This window comes from Limnohabitans sp. (assembly GCF_046052765.1).
Classification (GTDB): domain Bacteria; phylum Pseudomonadota; class Gammaproteobacteria; order Burkholderiales; family Burkholderiaceae_C; genus Limnohabitans.
In genome coordinates this window covers 1-20,199 of the sequence record NZ_JAVLFQ010000089.1, presented here as the reverse complement: position 1 = coordinate 20,199, position 20,199 = coordinate 1, and the positions used below count along the sequence as shown (strand labels likewise).

The 20,199-nt window shown below is 53.1% G+C and carries 21 protein-coding genes; 7 read left to right on the top strand and 14 right to left on the bottom strand.

Annotated features, from left to right (window positions below; genetic code table 11):
• The 3 genes from AC9UG7_RS12540 to AC9UG7_RS12530 all read right to left on the bottom strand — a co-directional run.
• On the bottom strand, positions 1-708 hold a 708-nt coding region (locus tag AC9UG7_RS12540; protein ID WP_509588364.1), incomplete at its 3' end, for an alpha/beta hydrolase.
• A 9-nt stretch (positions 709-717) separates the two neighbouring features.
• The gene (gene mutS, locus AC9UG7_RS12535; protein ID WP_509588362.1) at positions 718-3,309 is read right to left on the bottom strand and encodes a DNA mismatch repair protein MutS; all 2,592 of its coding nucleotides are present in this window, start codon (positions 3,307-3,309) and stop codon (positions 718-720) included.
• A gap of 23 nt (positions 3,310-3,332) precedes the next feature.
• The gene (locus AC9UG7_RS12530) at positions 3,333-4,226 is read right to left on the bottom strand and encodes an inositol monophosphatase family protein (protein WP_509588360.1); all 894 of its coding nucleotides are present in this window, start codon (positions 4,224-4,226) and stop codon (positions 3,333-3,335) included.
• Between the two features lie 103 nt (positions 4,227-4,329).
• Between AC9UG7_RS12530 and AC9UG7_RS12525 the strand changes: the two genes are divergently transcribed.
• From AC9UG7_RS12525 to AC9UG7_RS12515, 3 genes are read left to right on the top strand one after another with little or no spacing between them, the layout of a single operon-like run.
• A complete protein-coding gene (locus AC9UG7_RS12525; RefSeq protein ID WP_509588358.1) occupies positions 4,330-5,061 on the top strand; it encodes an RNA methyltransferase in 732 nt (243 codons plus the stop codon).
• Between the two features lie 9 nt (positions 5,062-5,070).
• Positions 5,071-5,844 carry a serine O-acetyltransferase gene (cysE, locus tag AC9UG7_RS12520; RefSeq protein WP_509588355.1) on the top strand — a complete coding sequence of 258 codons (774 nt, stop codon included), beginning with the start codon at positions 5,071-5,073 and terminating at the stop codon, positions 5,842-5,844.
• Between the two features lie 41 nt (positions 5,845-5,885).
• Positions 5,886-6,287, top strand: a complete 402-nt coding sequence (locus AC9UG7_RS12515) for a hypothetical protein (RefSeq protein WP_509588353.1) — start codon at positions 5,886-5,888, stop codon at positions 6,285-6,287.
• Positions 6,288-6,294: 7 nt separating this feature from the next.
• Here AC9UG7_RS12515 and mog read toward each other — a convergent pair whose 3' ends face one another.
• A complete protein-coding gene (gene mog / locus AC9UG7_RS12510; protein WP_509588351.1) occupies positions 6,295-6,903 on the bottom strand; it encodes a molybdopterin adenylyltransferase in 609 nt (202 codons plus the stop codon).
• Positions 6,900-7,541, bottom strand: a complete 642-nt coding sequence (gene yjgA / locus AC9UG7_RS12505) for a ribosome biogenesis factor YjgA (protein ID WP_509588349.1) — start codon at positions 7,539-7,541, stop codon at positions 6,900-6,902. Before yjgA ends, mog begins: the two co-directional genes overlap by 4 nt.
• A gap of 41 nt (positions 7,542-7,582) precedes the next feature.
• Here yjgA and pmbA point away from each other — a divergent pair, with 41 nt between their 5' ends.
• Positions 7,583-8,971: a metalloprotease PmbA gene (gene pmbA / locus AC9UG7_RS12500; protein ID WP_509588347.1), complete on the top strand. Its 1,389-nt coding sequence runs from the start codon at positions 7,583-7,585 to the stop codon at positions 8,969-8,971.
• Between the two features lie 6 nt (positions 8,972-8,977).
• On the opposite strand, the gene AC9UG7_RS12495 is transcribed toward pmbA, so the two are convergent.
• The 5 genes from AC9UG7_RS12495 to AC9UG7_RS12475 form a co-directional block, all read right to left on the bottom strand.
• A complete protein-coding gene (locus AC9UG7_RS12495) occupies positions 8,978-10,066 on the bottom strand; it encodes an ABC transporter ATP-binding protein (protein ID WP_509588345.1) in 1,089 nt (362 codons plus the stop codon).
• 111 nt (positions 10,067-10,177) lie between these two features.
• A complete protein-coding gene (locus AC9UG7_RS12490) occupies positions 10,178-10,624 on the bottom strand; it encodes a GatB/YqeY domain-containing protein (RefSeq protein WP_509588343.1) in 447 nt (148 codons plus the stop codon).
• Positions 10,625-10,698: 74 nt separating this feature from the next.
• On the bottom strand, positions 10,699-10,911 hold the full coding sequence (gene rpsU / locus AC9UG7_RS12485) for a 30S ribosomal protein S21 (protein WP_092756237.1): 213 nt from the start codon (positions 10,909-10,911) through the stop codon (positions 10,699-10,701).
• A gap of 119 nt (positions 10,912-11,030) precedes the next feature.
• Positions 11,031-12,272: a BaiN/RdsA family NAD(P)/FAD-dependent oxidoreductase gene (locus AC9UG7_RS12480; RefSeq protein ID WP_509588338.1), complete on the bottom strand. Its 1,242-nt coding sequence runs from the start codon at positions 12,270-12,272 to the stop codon at positions 11,031-11,033.
• A complete protein-coding gene (locus AC9UG7_RS12475) occupies positions 12,269-13,204 on the bottom strand; it encodes an alpha/beta fold hydrolase (RefSeq protein ID WP_509588336.1) in 936 nt (311 codons plus the stop codon). The genes AC9UG7_RS12480 and AC9UG7_RS12475 overlap by 4 nt, the downstream gene beginning before the upstream one ends.
• Between AC9UG7_RS12475 and AC9UG7_RS12470 the strand changes: the two genes are divergently transcribed.
• Positions 13,203-14,942 carry an acetate--CoA ligase gene (locus AC9UG7_RS12470; RefSeq protein ID WP_509588333.1) on the top strand — a complete coding sequence of 580 codons (1,740 nt, stop codon included), beginning with the start codon at positions 13,203-13,205 and terminating at the stop codon, positions 14,940-14,942. The genes AC9UG7_RS12475 and AC9UG7_RS12470 overlap by 2 nt on opposite strands.
• Here the strand turns inward: AC9UG7_RS12470 and AC9UG7_RS12465 are convergent, their stop codons facing one another.
• The 4 genes from AC9UG7_RS12465 to AC9UG7_RS12450 all read right to left on the bottom strand — a co-directional run bounded on the left by AC9UG7_RS12465 (position 14,943) and on the right by AC9UG7_RS12450 (position 18,212).
• Complete coding sequence (locus AC9UG7_RS12465; protein ID WP_509588331.1) at positions 14,943-16,166, bottom strand: DEAD/DEAH box helicase; 1,224 nt, start codon at positions 16,164-16,166, stop codon at positions 14,943-14,945. It abuts the gene before it with no gap.
• Between the two features lie 140 nt (positions 16,167-16,306).
• Positions 16,307-16,549, bottom strand: a complete 243-nt coding sequence (locus AC9UG7_RS12460) for a hypothetical protein (protein WP_509588329.1) — start codon at positions 16,547-16,549, stop codon at positions 16,307-16,309.
• Positions 16,542-17,012, bottom strand: coding sequence for a helix-turn-helix domain-containing protein (locus tag AC9UG7_RS12455; RefSeq protein ID WP_509588327.1), 471 nt, complete (start codon positions 17,010-17,012; stop codon positions 16,542-16,544). Before AC9UG7_RS12455 ends, AC9UG7_RS12460 begins: the two co-directional genes overlap by 8 nt.
• A gap of 426 nt (positions 17,013-17,438) precedes the next feature.
• Positions 17,439-18,212 carry an SDR family NAD(P)-dependent oxidoreductase gene (locus tag AC9UG7_RS12450; RefSeq protein WP_509588325.1) on the bottom strand — a complete coding sequence of 258 codons (774 nt, stop codon included), beginning with the start codon at positions 18,210-18,212 and terminating at the stop codon, positions 17,439-17,441.
• A 206-nt stretch (positions 18,213-18,418) separates the two neighbouring features.
• Between AC9UG7_RS12450 and AC9UG7_RS12445 the strand changes: the two genes are divergently transcribed.
• A complete protein-coding gene (locus tag AC9UG7_RS12445) occupies positions 18,419-19,495 on the top strand; it encodes an aldo/keto reductase (protein WP_509588323.1) in 1,077 nt (358 codons plus the stop codon).
• Between the two features lie 5 nt (positions 19,496-19,500).
• On the top strand, positions 19,501-20,130 hold the full coding sequence (plsY, locus tag AC9UG7_RS12440; protein ID WP_509588321.1) for a glycerol-3-phosphate 1-O-acyltransferase PlsY: 630 nt from the start codon (positions 19,501-19,503) through the stop codon (positions 20,128-20,130).
• Positions 20,131-20,199: the final 69 nt, after the last annotated feature.

Genomic DNA, 20,199 nt, shown 5'->3' with positions numbered 1-20,199 from the left:
CCGCATTTCGCGTGAGTGACGCGCTGCCACCAAACTGACTGGGCAAGTCAGAGGGTGTTTTTTTAATAAGCGTTCCAAATTATGAGGGACGTTGTTGTAAATCAGCGTTTCAATGTCGCGGTTAAAACTCAATACGCGCCGCACACCTGCTTCGGATTTTTCTTCACGCGTGCCCTGCAACACGTAATCATTCAATACTTGCGGATCCCATCGTGCAAATACTTTTTTTGAAGCGAAATGCGCTCGTACTTCTTCCAAAGAAAGCCATTCATTTCTTCTTTTGCGGCTGATTGCGCCGGGAGAAAACTTCTTGTTCAAAGAAAGGGTTTTGGAGAGTTGCAGCACTTTGGCCTGTAATCCACCCACCGCAGGCGCATCCACCATCACCACGCCATGCGCCAGATGGGGGTACTGTGCGGCCAACATCAGGCTGAGCATGCCGCCCAAGGAATGGCCGACCAAGACCACGGGGCCACTGTGCGCCGCGATCAATGGTTGGGCAAATGCATGTACTTCCTCGACCAAATGCGGCCAGTTGCTGGTGACGGGAAAAGCCGGGTTGTGGCCAATTTTTTCCAAGGCCTGGACTTGCAAGTTCCGCTGACGTAATTCATTGAGCATGACGCTGTAAGTGCTGGCTGGAAAACTGTTGCCGTGAAAGAAAAGAATCAATGGCTGACCGGCAGGGCAATCGGGATAAGTGGTCATGTCAAGGTATCACAGTAATTTTTTCAAAGCGTATAAGGCGTCCAGCGCTTCGCGCGGACTCATGGTGTCTGGGTCCATCTGTGCCAGTTGGGCTTGCACAGGAGAGGGTCCCGTATCGATGGCTTCGGGCGGTTGCGCAAACAAGTCCACTTGCGCGCGCGAGTTTTGTGCATCCGACTCCAAAGCGGACAGCGCATGCTTGGCATGGTTCAACACGCTGACTGGCATACCCGCTAAGCGAGCCACTTGGATACCGTAACTGCGGCTTGCAGGGCCGGGTTGTAGTTCGTGCAAAAACACAATGTCGTTGCCGCTCTCAGCGGCGCTGACGTGCATATTGACTGCAAAGCGGTGACTGGTAGCAAACTCGGTCAATTCAAAATAATGGGTGGCGAACAAGCTGTAAGACTGGGATTTATCGTGCAGGTAAGTTGCAATACCGCTGGCCAATGCCAACCCATCAAAGGTAGAGGTGCCGCGTCCAATTTCATCCATCAGCACCAAACTGTTGGGCGTGGCCGCATGCAGAATTTGCGCACCCTCGGTCATCTCCAGCATGAACGTGGACTGGGCATTGGCCAAATCATCTGCCGCACCTATGCGAGTATGTATGGCGTCAATCGGACCGATACTACAAGCGTCAGCGGGCACGTGGCTGCCGATGCTGGCCAGCAACACAATCAAAGCCACTTGCCGCATGTACGTGGATTTACCGCCCATGTTCGGCCCGGTGATGATTTGCATGCGCTGTGAAGGACCAAGCTGCGTATCGTTGGCAATAAAGCTGCCGCCGTTTTCGGCCAGTCGTGACTCGACCACTGGGTGCCGACCACGAGTGATATGGATGCCTGGTGTATTCACCAAAACGGGTGCGCACCAGTGGAGTGTCAATGAACGTTCGCTGAGGGTAGTCAATACGTCAAGCGTCGCCAAGGCCCAAGCTACTTGCGACAGTGCGGGTACAAACTGTTGCAGTTCATCCAGCAACTGTTCGAAGAGAAATTTTTCGCGCGACAGGCCGCGTTCTTGTGCCGACAATGCCTTGTCTTCAAAGGCCTTTAACTCTGGCGTGATGAAGCGTTCTGCATTCTTTAAGGTTTGTCTGCGACGGTAATCGTCGGGTACTCGTTCAAGCTGTCCTTGCGTAACTTCGATGTAAAAACCGTGCACCCGATTGAACTGCACTTTCAAGTTATGGATGCCTGTACGCTCGCGTTCTCGCATTTCGAGTTCCAGCAAAAAACTGTCGCCATGGTTTTGTATGTTGCGCAACTCATCTAACTCAGCATCAAAACCATGGTTGATGACGCCGCCGTCGCGTACCAGCGCTGACGGTTCGCTCAGCAGTGCGCGATGCAGTAAGTCGGCGCATTCAGGCGGAGAAACCAACGATTTACTGAGTGTTTGCAGCCAGGGCGTGTCTGCCGCTGATGACAGCGTGTCGGGTAGCAATGCTGCACGTTGCAGCGCCAGACCCAGCGCCACCAACTCGCGCGGCCTGACCTGGCGCAACGCAATTCGCGCACTGATACGTTGCACATCGCCCAAGCCTTTCAACGCCGTGCGTAAATCACGCCACACACCAGCGCCATGTTCACCTTGCAAGGCAGCGATGGCGTCCAGTCTTTGTTGTGCCAGCGTGCGATCTCGCGGCGGCTCTAGCAGCCAGCGTTTCAATGTGCGACTGCCCATGCCTGTCATGCAAGTGTCCATCAGAGAAAACACTGTGGGGCTGTCTTCGCCACGCAGCGTTTGCGTCAATTCCAGATTACGCCGTGTGCTGGCAGGTAAGTCAATGCGTTCTTCATGACGCTCGACCCGTAGCTTTTGCACATGGGTCAGGCTACGCCCTTGCGTGTGTTCTGCATAGGCCAGTAAGGCAGAGGCTGCAGCGTGTGCTTGCACCAGGTCTTGTGCTTGCCAAGCATCCAAGGAGGCCGCGTGCAATTGTTCTAGCAGTTTGCGCTTGCCTAAGCTACTGTCAAACGCCCATGACGGCCGTTCAGACTTAACGCTCACACTCGACAGCAAGGGCAGCAAATGCGCGGGCAGTTCGCTGCTGAAAATCACTTCACTAGGGGCAATACGTCCAATCCAAGCAGGCAATTGATCCGCTGAGCATTCGGCCATGCGCAATACGCCCTCGGTCACGCTCAACCATGCCAGTCCGCAGCCTTGGGCTTTGCCTGCACGTTCACTGGCGTGCACCGCCAGCACATAAGCCTCGGTCTTATCACTCAATAATTCGGCATCGGTCAAGGTACCTGGCGTGACCACGCGAACTACTTTGCGCTCGACCGGGCCTTTACCGCCGACCTCACCCACTTGTTCGCAAATGGCAACCGATTCACCCAGTTTGATCAAGCGTGACAGATAGTTGTCAACTGAGTGAAACGGCACGCCAGCCATCACCACTGGTTGACCGGCGGATTGACCGCGTTGCGTCAAAGTGATGTCAAGTAATCGCGCAGCTTTTTCCGCGTCTTCAAAAAACAGTTCATAAAAGTCTCCCATGCGGTAGAACAACAGGGTCTGCGGAAAGTCTGCTTTCAGACCCAGGTACTGGGTCATCATGGGAGTGTGCGTGGATGTGTCTGCCATGGTTACACAGCACTGCTCAATGCTTATTTTGTGCTGTCAATGTCTTGGCGCAATTCAGCGATAGCCTGAGCCGCCACCGCCTTGTCTGCCACACTTGAAAACTTGGAATAGGGTTGCAGCAGAGTCACCATCTGACCGTAAATTTTAGGGTTGGCTGCCAAGCATTCGTGTTGGTACAAATAATCTGCCTCGCCTGTGAAGTTGCCCACCAAGCCACCGGCTTCAGTGATCAGCAAGGCGCCCGCGGCCATGTCCCAAGGATGCAGACCATTTTCAAAAAAACCGTCACTGAAACCTGCCGCCACGTAGGCCAAGTCCAGTGCCGCCGCGCCAGGGCGACGTACACCGGCGGTGCGTTTCATCACCTCGCTCAACATGCTCAGGTAGGCCGTGAAATCGTCACCCTCGCGAAACGGAAAGCCGGTGGTGATCAGACATTCGTTCATGCGTATGCGTTTGCTCACGCGTAAGCGCCGGTCATTCAAAAAGGCGCCACGCCCGCGAGTCGAGGTGAACAAATCGTTGCGCGACGGGTCGAAAACCACGGCCTGTTCTAAGCGGCCGCGGCTTTGCAATGCAATGCTGACGCAATAAAAAGGAAAGCCATGAATGAAATTGGTGGTGCCGTCCAACGGATCGATGATCCACACATGTTCTGCGTTCGGATTGCCATGTGTTTTGCCGGACTCTTCGGCCAGAATGCCGTGGTCAGGGTAGGCATTGAGTAAGGTTTCAATGATGATGTTTTCGCTGGCTTGGTCGACTTCGGTGACAAAGTCGTTTTCCATTTTTTTCGAGACTCGAACCGATTCCACATCCAGTGCCGCGCGGTTAATGATGGCTCCGGCCGAACGCGCCGCCTTGATGGCGATATTCAGCATGGGGTGGATGGAGGATGAAGAGGCAGTGGTGGTCATGAAGGGGACAGCGAAGCCTGTGTTGAACGCGTACAAGCAGCGTCTGGAGCAAAAAAACACGCCCGTCTGAGCGGGCGGCGACAATAGCGGTTATTTTAGTCCTATGCACACGCGTTTTATTTTGATCGAAACCAGCCACGCCGGCAATGTCGGTGCGACTGCCCGCGCCATGCGCGTCATGGGCTTTGACGATCTGGTGCTGGTCAAGCCGCGCTGGGCCAATGTGTTGCGCCGCGAGGAAACAATTCAACGAGCCAGTGGTGCGCTGAATGTGCTCGAAAACGCACGTATTGTCGACACACTGGACGAAGCCTTGCATGGCATGACGCATGTGTGCGCGACGGCTATGACGCCGCGTGATTTCGGCCCGCCGACGCGCACACCGCGTGATCATTTTGCGCAAATGCCAGCCGCCGCCGATGCCAGTGGTGGCATGGCGTTTTTGTTTGGTTCAGAGCGTTTTGGCATGAAAAACGAGGACGTATACCGCTGTCATGTGGCGCTGAGTATCCCGACCGACCCGGCATTTGGCTCATTGAATATTGCGGGAGCCGTACAAGTCATTGCGTATGAATGGCGACTGGCCTTGGGCGGCTTTGCGGTAGAAGATGCTGTCGCTACGGCAGTCCATGCCGACGCGGCGCAAATCGCCGGTTTGTTGTCGCATTGGCAACAATCACTCACAGACATCGGCTTTCTCGACCCGCAAGCGCCCAAAAAACTCATGCCACGCTTGAACCAGTTGTTCAACCGCGCGGGTTTAAGCGAAGAAGAGGTGCATATATTGCGGGGCATTGCCAAAGCCATGACGCAGGTCTCGCAGCGAAAAAGTTAGACTCTTTGCATGTTCTCAAGAATTCGCTCCGATATACAAACCATTCTCGATCGTGACCCTGCCGCGCGCAGCGGTTTCGAGGTGTTGACTTGCTACCCCGGATTGCATGCCGTGGTGCTGCACCGGTTAGCACACGCCTGCTGGGGCATGGGATTGAAATGGCTGGGGCGTTTCATCTCCCACATGGCGCGTTTCTTCACCGGCATTGAAATCCATCCGGCGGCAGTGATTGGCTCGGGCGTTTTTTTTGACCACGCCATGGGCGTGGTGGTCGGCGAAACCGCAGAGATTGGTGATGGCTGCACGATTTATCAAGGTGTGACATTGGGCGGCACATCACTTTACAAAGGCGCTAAACGTCACCCGACTCTGGGGCGTAACGTGGTGATAGGTGCTGGGGCCAAAGTGCTCGGCGGTTTCACCGTCGGTGACGGTGCCAAAGTCGGCAGCAACGCAGTGGTCACCAAACCAGTACCCGCAGGTGCTACAGCGGTTGGTAACCCGGCTCGCATCATTGAAGCTAACACCGAGGCGGTGCGAGAAGAGGTGGCTTCAAAAATGGGTTTTTCCGCCTATGGTGTAACGCAAAACGACGACCCCCTGAGTCAGGCCATCCGCGGATTGATCGATTACACGGCCGAACAGGACAAGCAAATTGCCATGCTGTGGCAGGCGCTGGAAAAATTATCGCAAGGGTCGTTGAATGCCACGGATTGCGTGCCGCAGGGGGCAGCTAAAAATATACATGCAGACATTGAAAAGTTGAACAAGCTGATTGATTGAGAAGGTGTAAAGCGCGACTGTTTCATGCCGATCAAAAAAACATGTCTGCATTTATCAAACTGCATCCCCACAGCCTGATTTTTCAGCGCTTAGAGAATGGCGATTTCAATGCCGAGTTGTCTTTCAGTGTCGAGCAATACGGTTTGATGGTCAGCGACTGCGTGATCAAACTGAATTTGTATCCACCGAATCAATTTCACAGCCATTGGTGGATGGTGTGCGATGACCCGGCGCAGCTCAATGTGCCAGGGTTTTCGGTATTTTTGCGGTCGCTGGAAAAGTATGTATTCACCACCCTGAATTATTCGCCAGAGGATGCTGTCATGAGCAGTCCTCAGCCTTCACATTTACGCGTTACCAGCAACACTAATGCGTCTAGTGAACTGTTTTTTGAAAAAATGTATTTCGATATCAGCAAGGTCACTTTCCACCTGCACCCATAAATGGTGCTCAGACGGGCGGCACATATGCACGCGCGGCAGTCTTTGGTCGGAATGCTTTGCAAAATGCGTCGCGGGTTTGCATGTAAGGCCCGCCAATCAAATCGATGCAATACGGCACGGCCGCAAAAATACCGTCAACCAAGCTTGCCCCTTGCGCATCTTTCAAACCGCCCAAGGTTTCAGTGATTGATTTGGGTTGCCCCGGCAAATTGATGATCAGACTGCCTCCTCTGATCACCGCTGCTTGTCTGGACAAAATAGCTGTGGGAACAAAGCGCAGGCTGATCTGGCGCATTTGTTCGCCAAAGCCGGGCATTTCCTTGTCTGCGACAGCCAGTGTCGCTTCCGGTGTCACGTCCCGTATGGCCGGCCCAGTACCGCCGGTGGTTAGCACCAGTGAACAACCGGCGTCCACCAGTTCTATCAACGTCTGGCTGATCAGTGCTTGTTCATCGGGAATCAAGCGAGCTTCAAACACCAGCGGATTGTGCAAAGCCTGTTGCAGCCATTCGCGCAAGGCGGGCAGGCCTTTGTCTTCGTAGGTGCCGCTGGAGGCGCGGTCGCTGATAGAAACGATACCAATGTGGATGGTGTCTAAGTTGGGATCTGCGTTCATGTGGTGTCAGCTTTGTGCGCGGACAGCTGATCGCGCACGAGTTTAAAAATATCTCGGTAAGCACGGCCTTGGCGAGGAAACGCACCTTGCGATACAGCGCTTTTATCTGGTAGGCCGTCCTTGCGAGCTTGGCGAATCAAGGCGCGTAATTGCTGACTGTCAGTATCAGGGTGAGCCGCGAGCCAATCGGCCAGCGATTCATCCTCTTTGAGTAAACGCTCACGCCAGTGCTCTGCCATGTGCAAGGCCAGCGTTTCCTCCGCGCTTCCATTGTGCTGTACATCAAGAGCCGCGCGAATCGCTTGCACTTGCGGTTCGTCGAGTTTGCGCATCAGTTTGCCGACGAATTGCATTTGACGGCGAAGGCCTTCGAAGTTGGTGATTTTTTTGGCGTCCCTGATGGCTTCGAACAGCAATTCGGGCACGTGTTGTTGAGCAACCAGTTGCTTCATAGCGTCTTGGCGCAATTGCAACAAGTCTTCGCCAAGCTTTTGCAATTCAAAGCTTTCGCGTTTAAGGTCGGTTCGGCTGGCGCTGTCGCTGCCCTTGAGCTCGCGCTTGAGTTCAAGATCAAGTTCGCTGCCTTCGGCAACAAAATGACCTTTGACGTAATAACCTTTGGTGGGTTTGCGGGACATGGTCTGGGGTTAATGGTGTGGCAAGTATCATAGCTGTCGATATGAAACCACATTCCCCCCCCCAATCCTCCTCCGATCAAGCCCTACCAGGCTTCAGCCACAGTCGTGCTCAGTTTGAAGCGCTTGTTGATTCTGCGCTGGCGCATGCTTTGCGTCTTGGTGCCAGCGATGCAGCCGCCGAAGCTTCCGAGGGCTGTGGCTTGAGCGTTTCCGTGCGCAAAGGTGAGCTTGAAAACGTAGAACGTAACCGCGACAAATCCCTTGGTATCACCGTGTACATGGGTAAACGCCGAGGCGGTGCCAGCACGTCAGATTTTTCCGAGGCTGCCATTGAACGTACGGTCAAGGCCGCGCACGATATCGCCCGTTTCACAGCGGAAGACCCGATGGCAGGTTTGCCTGATGCAGATTTGATTGCACATGAACAGCGCGATCTGGACTTGTTTCATCCCTGGTCTATCAACAGCGAACAAGCGGCAGAGTTGGCCTTGCGATGCGAAGCATCGGCCTTGAAAACTGATGCGCGTATCACCAACAGCGAAGGTGCAGCGGTATCAGCACAACAAAGCCATTTCTTCAGCGCACATACCCATGGTTTTCGCGGTGGCTATGCCAGTTCCCGACACAGTTTGTCCGTCGCGCCGATTGCGGGCACGGGCGAAGATATGCAACGCGACGCCTGGTACAGCTCCATGCGCCATCCGGACGAACTGGCTTCGCCCGAAGTGGTAGGTCGTTACGCCGCAGAGCGGGCTTTGAGCCGATTGAACAGCCGCAAAATTCGCACCATCAGTTGCCCTGTGTTGTTCGAATCTCCATTGGCCGCCGGTTTACTCGGTGGATTGGTACATGCCTTGAGCGGCGGTTCGCTTTACCGTAAAAGCAGTTTTTTGCTGGATTCCTTGGGCAAGCAAGTATTGCCAGCGCATATCAACGTACAGGAAGACCCGTTTGTTTTACGAGGCAAAGGCAGCTCTCCGTTTGACGAGGAGGGCGTTAAAACAAGCGCACGTCAGTTGATACACGACGGCAAAGTACAAGGCTATTTCCTCAGTAGCTATTCAGCCCGCAAGCTCGGTATGACGACCACAGGTAATGCAGGCGGTTCACACAACTTGGTCATGTCTTCCACCCAAACCAAAACCCAAGACAATCTCGATGCCATGCTGAAAAAACTCGGCACCGGATTGTTTGTCATTGAGTTGATGGGCCAAGGCATTAACTACGTGACCGGCGACTACTCCCGTGGCGCCAGTGGTTTTTGGGTAGAGAAGGGCGAAATCGCCTACCCGGTGCAAGAAATCACGATTGCAGGCAATATGAAAGATATGTTGATGGGCATACAAGCTATCGGATCTGATGCTTATTGCTATGGCGCTAAAACCATAGGTTCTGTGCTGATCAACCGCATGAAGGTCGCCGGTTCTTAAGGCTGTTCAGTGGTTGAGGACCACCATGGCGTTGTCCTGCCAGTGTGCCCACAGCTGTTGACCAATTTCAATATTCTCATGGTGTCTGTCGGTATTGGTGATCCATGCTTGCAAAGAGTCGCCGTTAACCATTTTCAGTTGGTAACTGGTGTAGCTGCCAAAGTACGACAAGCTGTCAACCTTGCAAGCCACTGCGTTGTAGGCTTGGTTGGGATCTTGCAGGCTTAATTGGATTTTTTCTGGGCGCAAAGCGACGGTGACAGGCATGCCCAAATGACCAGAAATGCCGTGTCCGACATGAAAGCGGCATACGGCACTGTGTATGACTGCTTCGTCAACCTCGTCTTGCGCAATTTCTCCATCCAACAGGTTCACATTGCCAACAAAACCTGCGACAAATCGACAATTAGGGTATTCATAAACCTCGCCAGGCGAGCCGACTTGTAAAAAGCGGCCCTCGCTCATGACGGCGATACGGTCAGCCATGGTCATGGCTTCGTCTTGGTCATGGGTCACCATGACGCAAGTCACACCTACTTTTTTGATGATGTTGACTAACTCCACTTGGGTTTCTTCGCGCAGTTTTTTGTCCAATGCACCCAAGGGTTCATCCAGCATCAGCAGTTGCGGGCGTTTGACCAAACTGCGAGCTAACGCAACGCGTTGTTGCTGTCCACCCGAGAGTTGGTGAGGGCTGCGTTGAGTGAATTTTTGCAACTGCACCAATTGCAAAATATCTTCGACGCGTTGGGCAATTTCTGCTTTTGCCACGCCGTCGCGCTTCAAGCCAAAAGCCACGTTCTCCCAGACATTCAAATGGGGAAACAACGCATACGACTGGAACATCATATTCATCGGACGTTCGTAGGGAGGCAAGTCGGTGACATCTTTGCCATCCAACCAGACGCTGCCGCTGGTGGGTTTTTCAAAACCAGAGAGAACCCTCAGCAAAGTGGATTTACCGCAACCTGATGAACCCAGCAACGCAAAGATTTCTCCGCGTTCAATATCTAGGCTGACATCATTCACAGCAACGGTATCGCCAAACCGCTTGGTGATGTGATCTATGCGCAAGTAAACAGGTGAATCAGTCACGGTGTATGCAAAGAAAGGTTGACGTGAATTGCGCTTGAATCAAGCTGAACAAAACGAGATTTTAGGCACTAACTGCCAGTTTATAGTCGAAGGAATCTGCGACCTCCCGCTTTACCCTGCCAACGCAGCCTTTACCGCGGCACTGACCTGCCCCATGTCTGCCTTGCCAGCCAGTCTGCTTTTCACGGCTCCCATGACCTTGCCCATGTCGCCTGGGCCGCTGGCGCCGAGTTCTGCCACGATGGCAGCGACTTCTTTTTGCACCTCTTCTGGCGACAGTCGCTGCGGTAAATAGGCTTGCAAGACTGCGATTTCAGCACTTTCCACATCAGCCAGATCTTGGCGTTGGGCGGACACATAAGCGGCAACCGAGTCTTTGCGTTGTTTGATCAATTTATCGACAATGGCGATGACCATGACGTCATCGAGTTCAACCCGTTCGTCCACTTCCTTTTGCTTCATCGCGGCTTGCAACAAACGGATGGTGCCCAGTCGAACACTGTCTTTGGCACGCATGGCGGTTTTCATGTCTTCGGTGATTTGCGCTTTAAGGCTCATTGATTGCTCCAGTCAAAATAAAGGCCCGCGCGGACTTGGCCGGGCGAGCCTTGTCAGGCCAAGACCTGAAAAAATCAATACAGTTTTTTAGGTAACTGCATACTGCGAACGCGTTTGTAATGGCGTTTGACCGCCGCGGATTTTTTACGTTTACGTTCTGTCGTGGGTTTTTCATAAAACTCACGGGCGCGCAAATCGGTGAGTAAGCCCAATTTTTCAATGGTGCGCTTGAAACGACGTAAAGCGACGTCAAAGGGCTCGTTTTCTTTTACACGGATGGTGGTCATTGACAACAATTTTCAAAATGTGCTCGCCAAGAATTTGAAGAAGATCGGGCTTCAAATGCAGGCAGCGGTGTTACGGGGGTAGGGGACTGGCTTTGAGCCTCGATCCGCCAAACACGAAATTATAGCGGTTTCAGCCGTGTTGCCAAGGCTTTGGCACATGCAAATGCACTGGACCAGGCCCACTGGAAGTTGTAGCCGCCCAGCCAACCGGTGATATCCACCACTTCCCCAATGAAATAAAGGCCTTTTTGGGTCGATTCCATGGTTTGTTGGGACAAATCGCGGGTATCAACGCCACCTGCAGTGACCTCGGCTTTGGCATAGCCTTCGGTACCTGATGGATTCAGCGTCCAGCTCTGAAGTTGCATAGCCACTTGCTTTAAGGCCTTGTCTGGCATGTCTGCCAGGCTGCGTTGCCAGTCTTTGTGATCAGCTGTCCAGGTGTCTGCTAAACGCGACGGCAGCCAGGCAGCCAAGGTATTGGCCAGATTTTTCTTTGATGTCTGCTTGGCTTGCAACAGGGCTTGAGCCAGGTCGGTGTCAGGCAGCAGGTTCAAGCGGATTGGGGAGCTTGGCTGCCAGTAGCTGGAAATCTGCAACACCGCCGGTCCAGACAAACCTCGGTGGGTAAACAGCAGGTCTTCGTTGAAAGACGTCGGTTTTTTTCCATCACCGGTCGCCATAACCACCGGCAACGATAAACCGGCTAAGCCAGCATAAGGCTGCCAGTCGGTCGCTGAAAAGGTGAGGGGAACCAGTGCGGGGCGAGGTTCAACCATACGCAAGCCGAATTGGCGGGCCAAGCGGTAGCCGATGTCGGTGGCGCCGATTTTGGGGATGGACAAGCCGCCAGACGCCACCACCACGGCGCTGGCTTGCACCTGACCTTGGGGGGTGTTGGCCAAATAGTGTGGCTCAGGGCTTTCGCTGTGTGTCAGGTCAATCAAACTGCAGGGTTGCCAGCGAGTGACTTTGCCACCCATGGCTCCAGCCTCGCATTCATGCAGCAAAACATCGATCACATCCTGTGCACTGCGTTCGCAAAACATCTGGCCTTTGTGTTTTTCATGGAATGGCACACCGTGTTTTTGCATGAGCGCAATGAAATCTTGGGCGGTATAGCGACTCAGCGCACTGCGGGCAAACATGGGGTTCTCGCCCAAAAAATGGGTGTGAGGCGCGCGCGGGTCTATGTCTTTGTTGGTGAAGTTGCTGCGACCACCGCCAGAGATACGGATTTTTTCAGCTACTTTGGGGTAATGGTCCAAGAGTAATACGTTCAAACCCTGTTGCGCCGCAATGCCTGCGCAAAATAAACCTGCTGCACCTGCTCCAATGATCAGCACATCGACTTGTGTCATGTGTGCTGCAAAAAAGCCTCGATGTGTTGCGCTAAATCCAGCGGTTGATCGTGGTGCATCATGTGACCTGCCTGTGCAATCGTGACGGAGCGAATGTCCTTGATGGATTTCAATCGTTCGTGAAACTCTTCCAACTTGTACTTACCTTGCCACCATTTTTCCAAATCGTTTTCGCTAGCTTCGACGTTAAGAACAGGTGCGCTGATGCTTTGGTAGATAGCCAGCATTTCTTCGACACGAAACAAATACGGATTGATCACTTTGTGCGCGGGATGACCCAGAATTTCCCATTCGCCTTGGGCGTTCGGCTTTGACCAGTGCTGAGCTAACCACAGCGCCTTGTCCAGACTTAAACGTGGGTTGGTTTTGATCAATCGTTGTGCAACAGCTTCACTGTCTTTGTAGGTACGTAAATTCAATTCACCCTGCCGTGCCGCTTTGACTTCATTCAGCCATTTTGCATAGCGTCCGGGTGCTTGTGATGGTCGGGTCGATGCCAGTCCAAACCCCTCTAGGTTGATCAAGCGGCGGATTCTTTCGGGTCTGGCACCTGCATACATACTGACCACGGTGCCACCCATGCTGTGACCCAATAAATCGATTTGTCCTTCGGGTTGGAAATGGTCTATCAAGGCATCGAGATCAGCCAAATAGTCTGGATACCAAAAACTGTCGACTTCGCCTGAGTCGGTCAGACCAAAACCACGCCAGTCCGGAGAAATGATGTGGCGCTCTTGTTGCATGGCATCCACCACAAATTGAAAAGACGCGCTGACATCCATCCAGCCGTGCACCATGAACAGGGGCAATTGCCCGGGTCTGGGGCTGCCCCATTCACGCACGTGGTAATTGAGATGGCGCAATCTGATGAAGCTGGTGCGCGAAGCTTTTTGAACTTGGTACATTCTCCCGATCATAAGGATGTAGCGCATGACAGCCGGTCACTTATCAGACAACCACCCACGTATGCACAGCCGCTTTGGCTGGGCCGTGCCTGCGTATTTCAATATTGCTGAAGTTTGTGCCCGACGTTGGGCTGCATCGCCAGTGCATGCACACAGAACTGCAGTGGTCTGCCACCATGCCGACCTTGGTTTGCAGACGCACCACAGCTATGCACAGTTGCAGCAAGCGGCTCATGCATTGAGTCATCTACTGTCTGAGCTTGGGGTTCGCAGCGGCGATCGTGTGGCCGTTGTTTTGCCGCAGCGTTTCGAGACTGCGGTGGCTTACATGGCTATTTTGCAAATGGGGGCGGTGGTCATGCCGCTGTCGCAATTGTTCGGTCCAGAGGCCTTGCTTTATCGATTGCAGGACTCAGGCGCGGTGCTTGCCATTATGGATGCGATGTCAGCATCCGCTGTGACGGCATTGCAGCCAGATTGCCCGTCATTGCGTGCTTGTATCGGTGTGGATAAGGAATGCGGCGAGGTTTTTTTCAACGCACAAACTGTTCATGGTGAACACCCATGGCCGTTGTTCAACACGCGTGCCGCTGACCCAGCGGTACTGATTTACACCAGTGGCACCACGGGGCCACCCAAGGGTGCATTGATACCGCACCAGGCCTTGATCGGTAACCTCAGCGGTTTTGTATGCAGCCAGAACTGGTTCGGCTTTGCAACTTCAGCAGTCAATACCTTAGGAGATGACGATTTACCCACAGGCAGCCACGCTGTCATGTGGTCACCCGCCGACTGGACATGGACGGGCGGCTTGATGGACGCTTTGTTACCAACGCTGTATTTCGGTCGTCCCATCGTCGCCTGGCCAGGGCGCTTCTCGGCTGATTTGGCTTTTGAGTTGATGCAACAGCACAGAGTCACGCACACATTCTTGTTTCCTACGGCGTTGAAGGCCATGATGAAAGCCTACCCATCGCCGCAAGCGCGTTTCCAATTGGACCTGCAAGCCATCATGAGTGCGGGTGAAGCCGTGGGCGATGCGGTGTTTGCGTATTGCCGCGATGAGCTCGGTGTGACAGTGAACGAAATGTTCGGACAGACCGAAATCAATTACATCGTTGGCAACTGCGCCATGAATGGCGACACCTTGGACGGCGTAGGCTGGCCAGCCAAACCCGGCAGTATGGGTCGTGCTTACCCCGGACACCGTGTCGCGGTGATTGACGAGAAAGGCAAAGAATGCCCCGTTGGCGTGCTCGGCGATGTGGCATTACACAGGTGGGATGTGCATGGCGACCCCAATCCCATTTTCTTTTTAGGCTATTGGAACCAGCCCGAGGCGACCGAGCGAAAATTCACCGGCGACTGGTGCCGCACGGGCGACTTGGCCACGCGAGACGCCGACGGCTACCTGTGGTACCAAGGCCGCGCAGACGATGTGTTCAAAGCCGCCGGTTACCGCATAGGACCGAGCGAAATCGAAAACTGTTTGGTGAAACACCCGGCGGTGGCCAATGCTGCCGTCGTGCCCAAACCCGATGCCGAGCGCGGCAATCTGGTGAAGGCCTATGTGGTGTTGTCCGCAGGCTTTGCACCATCAGATGCATTGGTGGCGCAGTTGCAGCAACATGTGCGCGGCCTGCTGGCACCTTATGAATACCCCAAAGAGATCGAGTTCATCGATCAGTTGCCAATGACGACGACGGGGAAAGTGCAGAGGCGGGTGTTGAGGGAGCAGGAGAAAGCACAGGTACCTAAACATTGATCAACCGACTGCAGCTCTCAACTTGTCCTTTTTGCTCGGCCTTTTCCCTTTGATACCGCCGGAGCCTCGCGGCGCAGGCGGTTCATCCAAAGGCTCGAAGCCCGGTACTTGCTCCAAAACCAGTTCCAGGTTTTCGCGTTTGTGTATCAACTTCCAATGCGCCCGCGACTCTGCGGTGACAAAACTCAGCGCTTCGCCATGCGCACCTGCGCGGCCAGTGCGGCCGATGCGGTGGGTGTAGTCGGTGGCCGAGCGCGGCAAGTCGTAATTCACCACCACGGGCAGCATGGCGATGTCAATACCGCGCGACGCAAGATCAGTGGTCACCATCACGTGGCAACGCCCCGTTTTGAAATCTCGCAGCACATCTTGTCGCGCGCCTTGGCTCATCTCGCCATGAAAAGGCGCTGCGTTAATGCCTGCTTTTGAAAGTTTGTTGGCCACATGCTCGCAGCCGTAGCGCGTGGCCACAAACACCAGCACCTGCTTCCAACTGTTTTCTGTCATTAAATGGCGCAACAAAGTAGTGCGCTTTTTGTCGTCTACTGCAATGGCTCGCTGGGTGATATCGGGCTTGTGGCCCTCAAATGCTTCCACCGTGATGCGCACAGGATCGTGCAGTAATCTCTGCGCCAAGGCCTCTACCTCGGGCGCAAAGGTGGCTGAGAACAACAAGGTCTGACGCTTGGCAGGCAACAGCGCCAACACGCGTTGCAATTCATCTGCAAAGCCCGGGTCAAGCAGTCGGTCGGCCTCGTCCAGCACCAAGTGTTGCAAATCGTTCAGTCGAATCGCGTTTTGATCGACCAGATCCAGCAAACGGCCAGGCGTGGCGACCACCATATCCGCACCTCCGCGCAAATCCATCATTTGCGGATTGATGGAGACGCCGCCATACACCACCGCTACTTTGAGATTGAGCGAATAACTCAAATGTGTGAGGACTCCCCCTAACTGCAGCGCCAACTCGCGGGTAGGAACCAAGACAAGGCTGCGAATGGGACGGCGAAAATTGGTCTGGCGCGGCTGCAGCACATGCTGTTGCAACAAGGGTAATGCAAATGCCAGCGTTTTACCCGAACCTGTGGGGGCTGTGGCCCATATGTCACGGCCTTGTAGCGCATGAGGTATGCCTTGGGCCTGAATAGGGGTGGGCGCAAACAAACCCATGCGGGTCACTGTTTGATGAAGCGCTGGGGTAATGTTCAGGTTAGAAAAGTTCAAACGGATGTGTAGCAGGTTGCATTTTTTGTAAGAGTGGTCAGCTTGACCCGTTGAGTTTGTGTGTAGTCCAGGTCATGGTTAGACAAATTCGAGGTCATGTTTATTGGGATGTATGCCGAGGGATTGGCAATAAGTCGTGGTTAAAGTGTTTTCTTGACAGGCTTCGCGGCGGCCCCCAAAGCCTTTACAAGCTCTGCAGCAAACTCGGTAGACATCAAGAGAGTTGCCACCGGATTGATGCCTTCGTTTGGTGCCGCCCACCCCAAGCTCAACTGCACTTGCTGCCCATTAGATTTTGTTTTCAATACCGTGTCCACCACAAACAAGCCATGTGGTACGTTCAATGCCTGCTGGATTTTTGCTTGCTGAATTTCATTAGTCATGGGTCGCCTCATAGGGTTTGATGTAAAGACGGTCTTCACTCAAGTCTTCGGTTTCGTTCGCGAATTTTTCAAAATCCACCAATCGCAACATCAGCGCACAATTGAACGCCTCTGCCAGTTTGGTCAAAGTGACCAGCGAATGTTTGCCGTAAGTCGGATCTTCGATGCGGGCAATTGCTGACTGCTTAGTACCTATCATTTTTGCCAGTTGCTTTTGTGTCCAACCGCGCCGTTCCCGGTTGATGCGCACTTGCCAGGCTATGTCTTGTTCAACGCTGGCGACCATGTAGGCTTGGCGATTTTCCGGGTCTAGCATCCACTCGCGGCTTTTTAGAGGGTAAGGTTTGACCGTCTGGGAAAAGGGTGTCGAAACGTGCCAAGCAAGAGCATTTGTGTTTTGCTGGTTCGGCCAGGCATTCGCATTGCCTGTCTGCACAGATGGAGGCGTAATTTGCAGGGTCATATTTACCGTCCTTCTCTACGCCATAAAGCGTGATGACAAACTCTTGAAAAATGATTTCATGGTGACCAAAGAGTCGATGCTGTGTACGATTTTCGTCAGTGAAATGTATCACATATATGTTATTTCCTGTCGGGCTGGCCTGCGGTCGGCTCCAGGAAGTCTGAGGTTTGACTTGTAAATGTTCCAGAGTTCTTCTCAGTTTCATCATTCCAGATTTGGACAAGCGTGCCAAGTGCGTGGATATCTGATTCTTTCCACTTGCATTGCGATAACAAAGGAATTTCCAGTTTTCTATCAATGACATTTGGAAAATGTTTGGGTAACTTTGTATCGACAAAATTACGAATATATTTATAAATAAATGCTACACCATAAATTATTTATGTTTGCTATTTATCTATAAAAAAATCAATATTAATAATCAATTTAATTGATTCTTAAAGCTGGCAACCCCACCCCGCTGGCATCAAAACCGCCGTCCACCGCAATCATCTGTCCGGTCAAATAACTGGCCTCTGAGGAGGCGAGAAACACAATCACTCGCGCGATTTCCTCTTCGCTGCCGTAACGGTTCAGCGGAATCGCATCGTGGTATGCGCTCACAATATCGGGTGTGTGCACGGCAGCAGCGAGTTTGGTTTTCACCGGTCCGGGTGCGACGCAGTTCACGCGTATGCCCCATTCGCCCAGTTCTGCCGCCTGTTGTTTGGTCAGATGTATGACGGCAGCCTTGGAGGTGCCGTAGGCTACGCGCAGGGTGGACGCGCGCAAGCCCGAGATGGACGCAATATTGACGATACAACCGCGGCTCTCACGAAGCGCATCAAGGGCTGCTTGCGAGCATAAAAACACACCGTCCAGATTGGTGCGCATGACCGTTTGCCAGCGTTCAAACGTGGTGTCTTGAATCGCTGCGAAATCAGCTACACCAGCGTTGTTGACCAATACGTCAATGCGACCAGACCATTGCAACACGTTTTGCACCATGGTGTTGACCTGGTCTTCTTGAGATACATCGCAGTTCACGCCCAAGACGTTTTCTAAATCAGCAGCGGCAGTTTTCAGTTCAGCCTTGTCTCGGTCAACCATGGCAACCCGGTAGCCTTTGCTCACGAACAGTTTGGTGGTTGCCAGGCCGATGCCGCGCGCCGCACCTGTGACGATGGCAGTAGGCTGCGTTGCTTCAATGGGTAAGGTCATGGGGTTCCTTGATGCTTGAATTTGTCGGTCTTGTCAGCAGAAAGAATGCGTGTGCAAGCGGTTGTTGCTCACACACCTGCCAACGACTGTAAATCAATCGGCTTGCTTATCAGGCAATCCCTGCCCTAGGTGGGCGCTGGAACGTAGTAAATTCAATCGATTCGTCCTCTTTAATCCCACCCTTGTGCCCACGTAAACTCTAAGCCATGAAAAACCTCAACCTCACTCCTGTTCGCTTGGGTCAAAGCGATTTGCACGTCACCCCTATTTCTTTGGGCACCATGACTTTCGGCCAGCAAGTAGACGAACCTGCTTCACACGCCATCATGGACCACAGCATTGAGCGCGGTGTTAATTTTTTTGATACGGCTGAAATTTATGCGGTTCCGCCTACTGCTGAGTCGTATGGCAAAACCGAGCATTACATCGGCAATTGGTTAAGCAAACGCCCCGGTATGCGCCAAAAAATTGTTTTGGCTTCGAAAGTGGCAGGGCCTTCACGCGGCATGCCTTGGGTACGTGCTGGCGAAGGCATGACCCCTGCAGAAATCCAAGCCTCTTGCGACGCCAGTTTGAAGCGTTTGCAAACCGACGTGATTGACCTTTATCAAATCCATTGGCCAGAGCGTCATGTGCCTATGTTTGGGGGTGTTTATTACGATCCCAAAAACGAAAAAACAGCCACATCTATTCACCAACAGCTTGAGGCGCTGGCGAGTTTGATCAAACAAGGCAAGGTGCGCTACATCGGTTTGTCTAACGAAACGCCATATGGCGTGCACGAGTTTGTGCGGCTTGCCGAGCAACATAACTTGCCGCGCATCGTCAGTGTGCAAAACGCGTATTGCTTGGTGAATCGCGTGCCTGAAAATGGCTTGGATGAAACCATGCACCGATTGAATGTGTCATTGTTGGCTTATTCACCGCTGGCGTTTGGACTGCTTACCGGCAAATACGATGAGTCAGGTTTTCTCGGTGACAACGCACCTAAAGAAGGTCGAATCACGAAGTATGAAAGCGTGCGTAAACAACGCTGGGCGCGACCTGATGCGCTGGCTGCTGCCAAGCGCTACAACCAACTCGCGCGTGACAACGGTATGACACCCACCGATATGGCGTTGGCGTTTTGCTATACACAGTGGCGCGTGGCCAGCACCATCATTGGTGTGACTTCCATAGCCCAATTGGACGAGGACTTGGACGCTTGGGGCAAAACACTGACACCTGAAATGCTGAAAACCATCGACGAAATCCGCTGGGAACTGCGCGATCCAGCCATTTAAACCTCATGGATATTTATTTATCAATCGCATACCCGATATTGGCTGCAGTGGTGGCTTACTTGATTGGATCTTTGTCGTTTGCTGTCTTGGTCAGCCGCGCCATGGGTCTGGCAGATCCACGTTCTTATGGAAGCCAAAACCCGGGGGCCACCAATGTGCTTCGCTCAGGCAATAAAGCTGCTGCAGCGCTGACGCTTTTGCTCGATGGCGTCAAGGGTTGGTTGCCGGTGTGGGCTGTGGTGCACTATGGCCCACAAGCAGGTATGTCAGATGGCACGCTGGCTTTGGTCGCTTTGGCGGCATTTGTCGGTCATGTTTGGCCTGTGTTTTTCCGTTTCAAGGGTGGTAAAGGCGTGGCAACTGCCGCTGGTGTGTTGTTTGGGATCGAACCGTTCCTGGGGCTTGCCACCATGTCTACTTGGTTGATCGTGGCGTTTTTCACAAGATATTCCTCACTTGCGGCATTGGCAGGGGCAGTTTTTGCGCCTGCTTTTTATTTTTTAGGCAACCGTGTGGTCTGGTATGTGGATAACCGAGTACTGTTGGCAGCAGTGATCATGAGTGGCATATTGATTTGGCGCCACCAATCGAATATTGCCAAGTTGATACGCGGCGAAGAAAACCGTATCGGTTAATTGTGTAATTGGTGTAATTGGGGTCTGGGTAATTGGGGTCTGGGTAATTGGGGTCTGGGTAATTGGGGT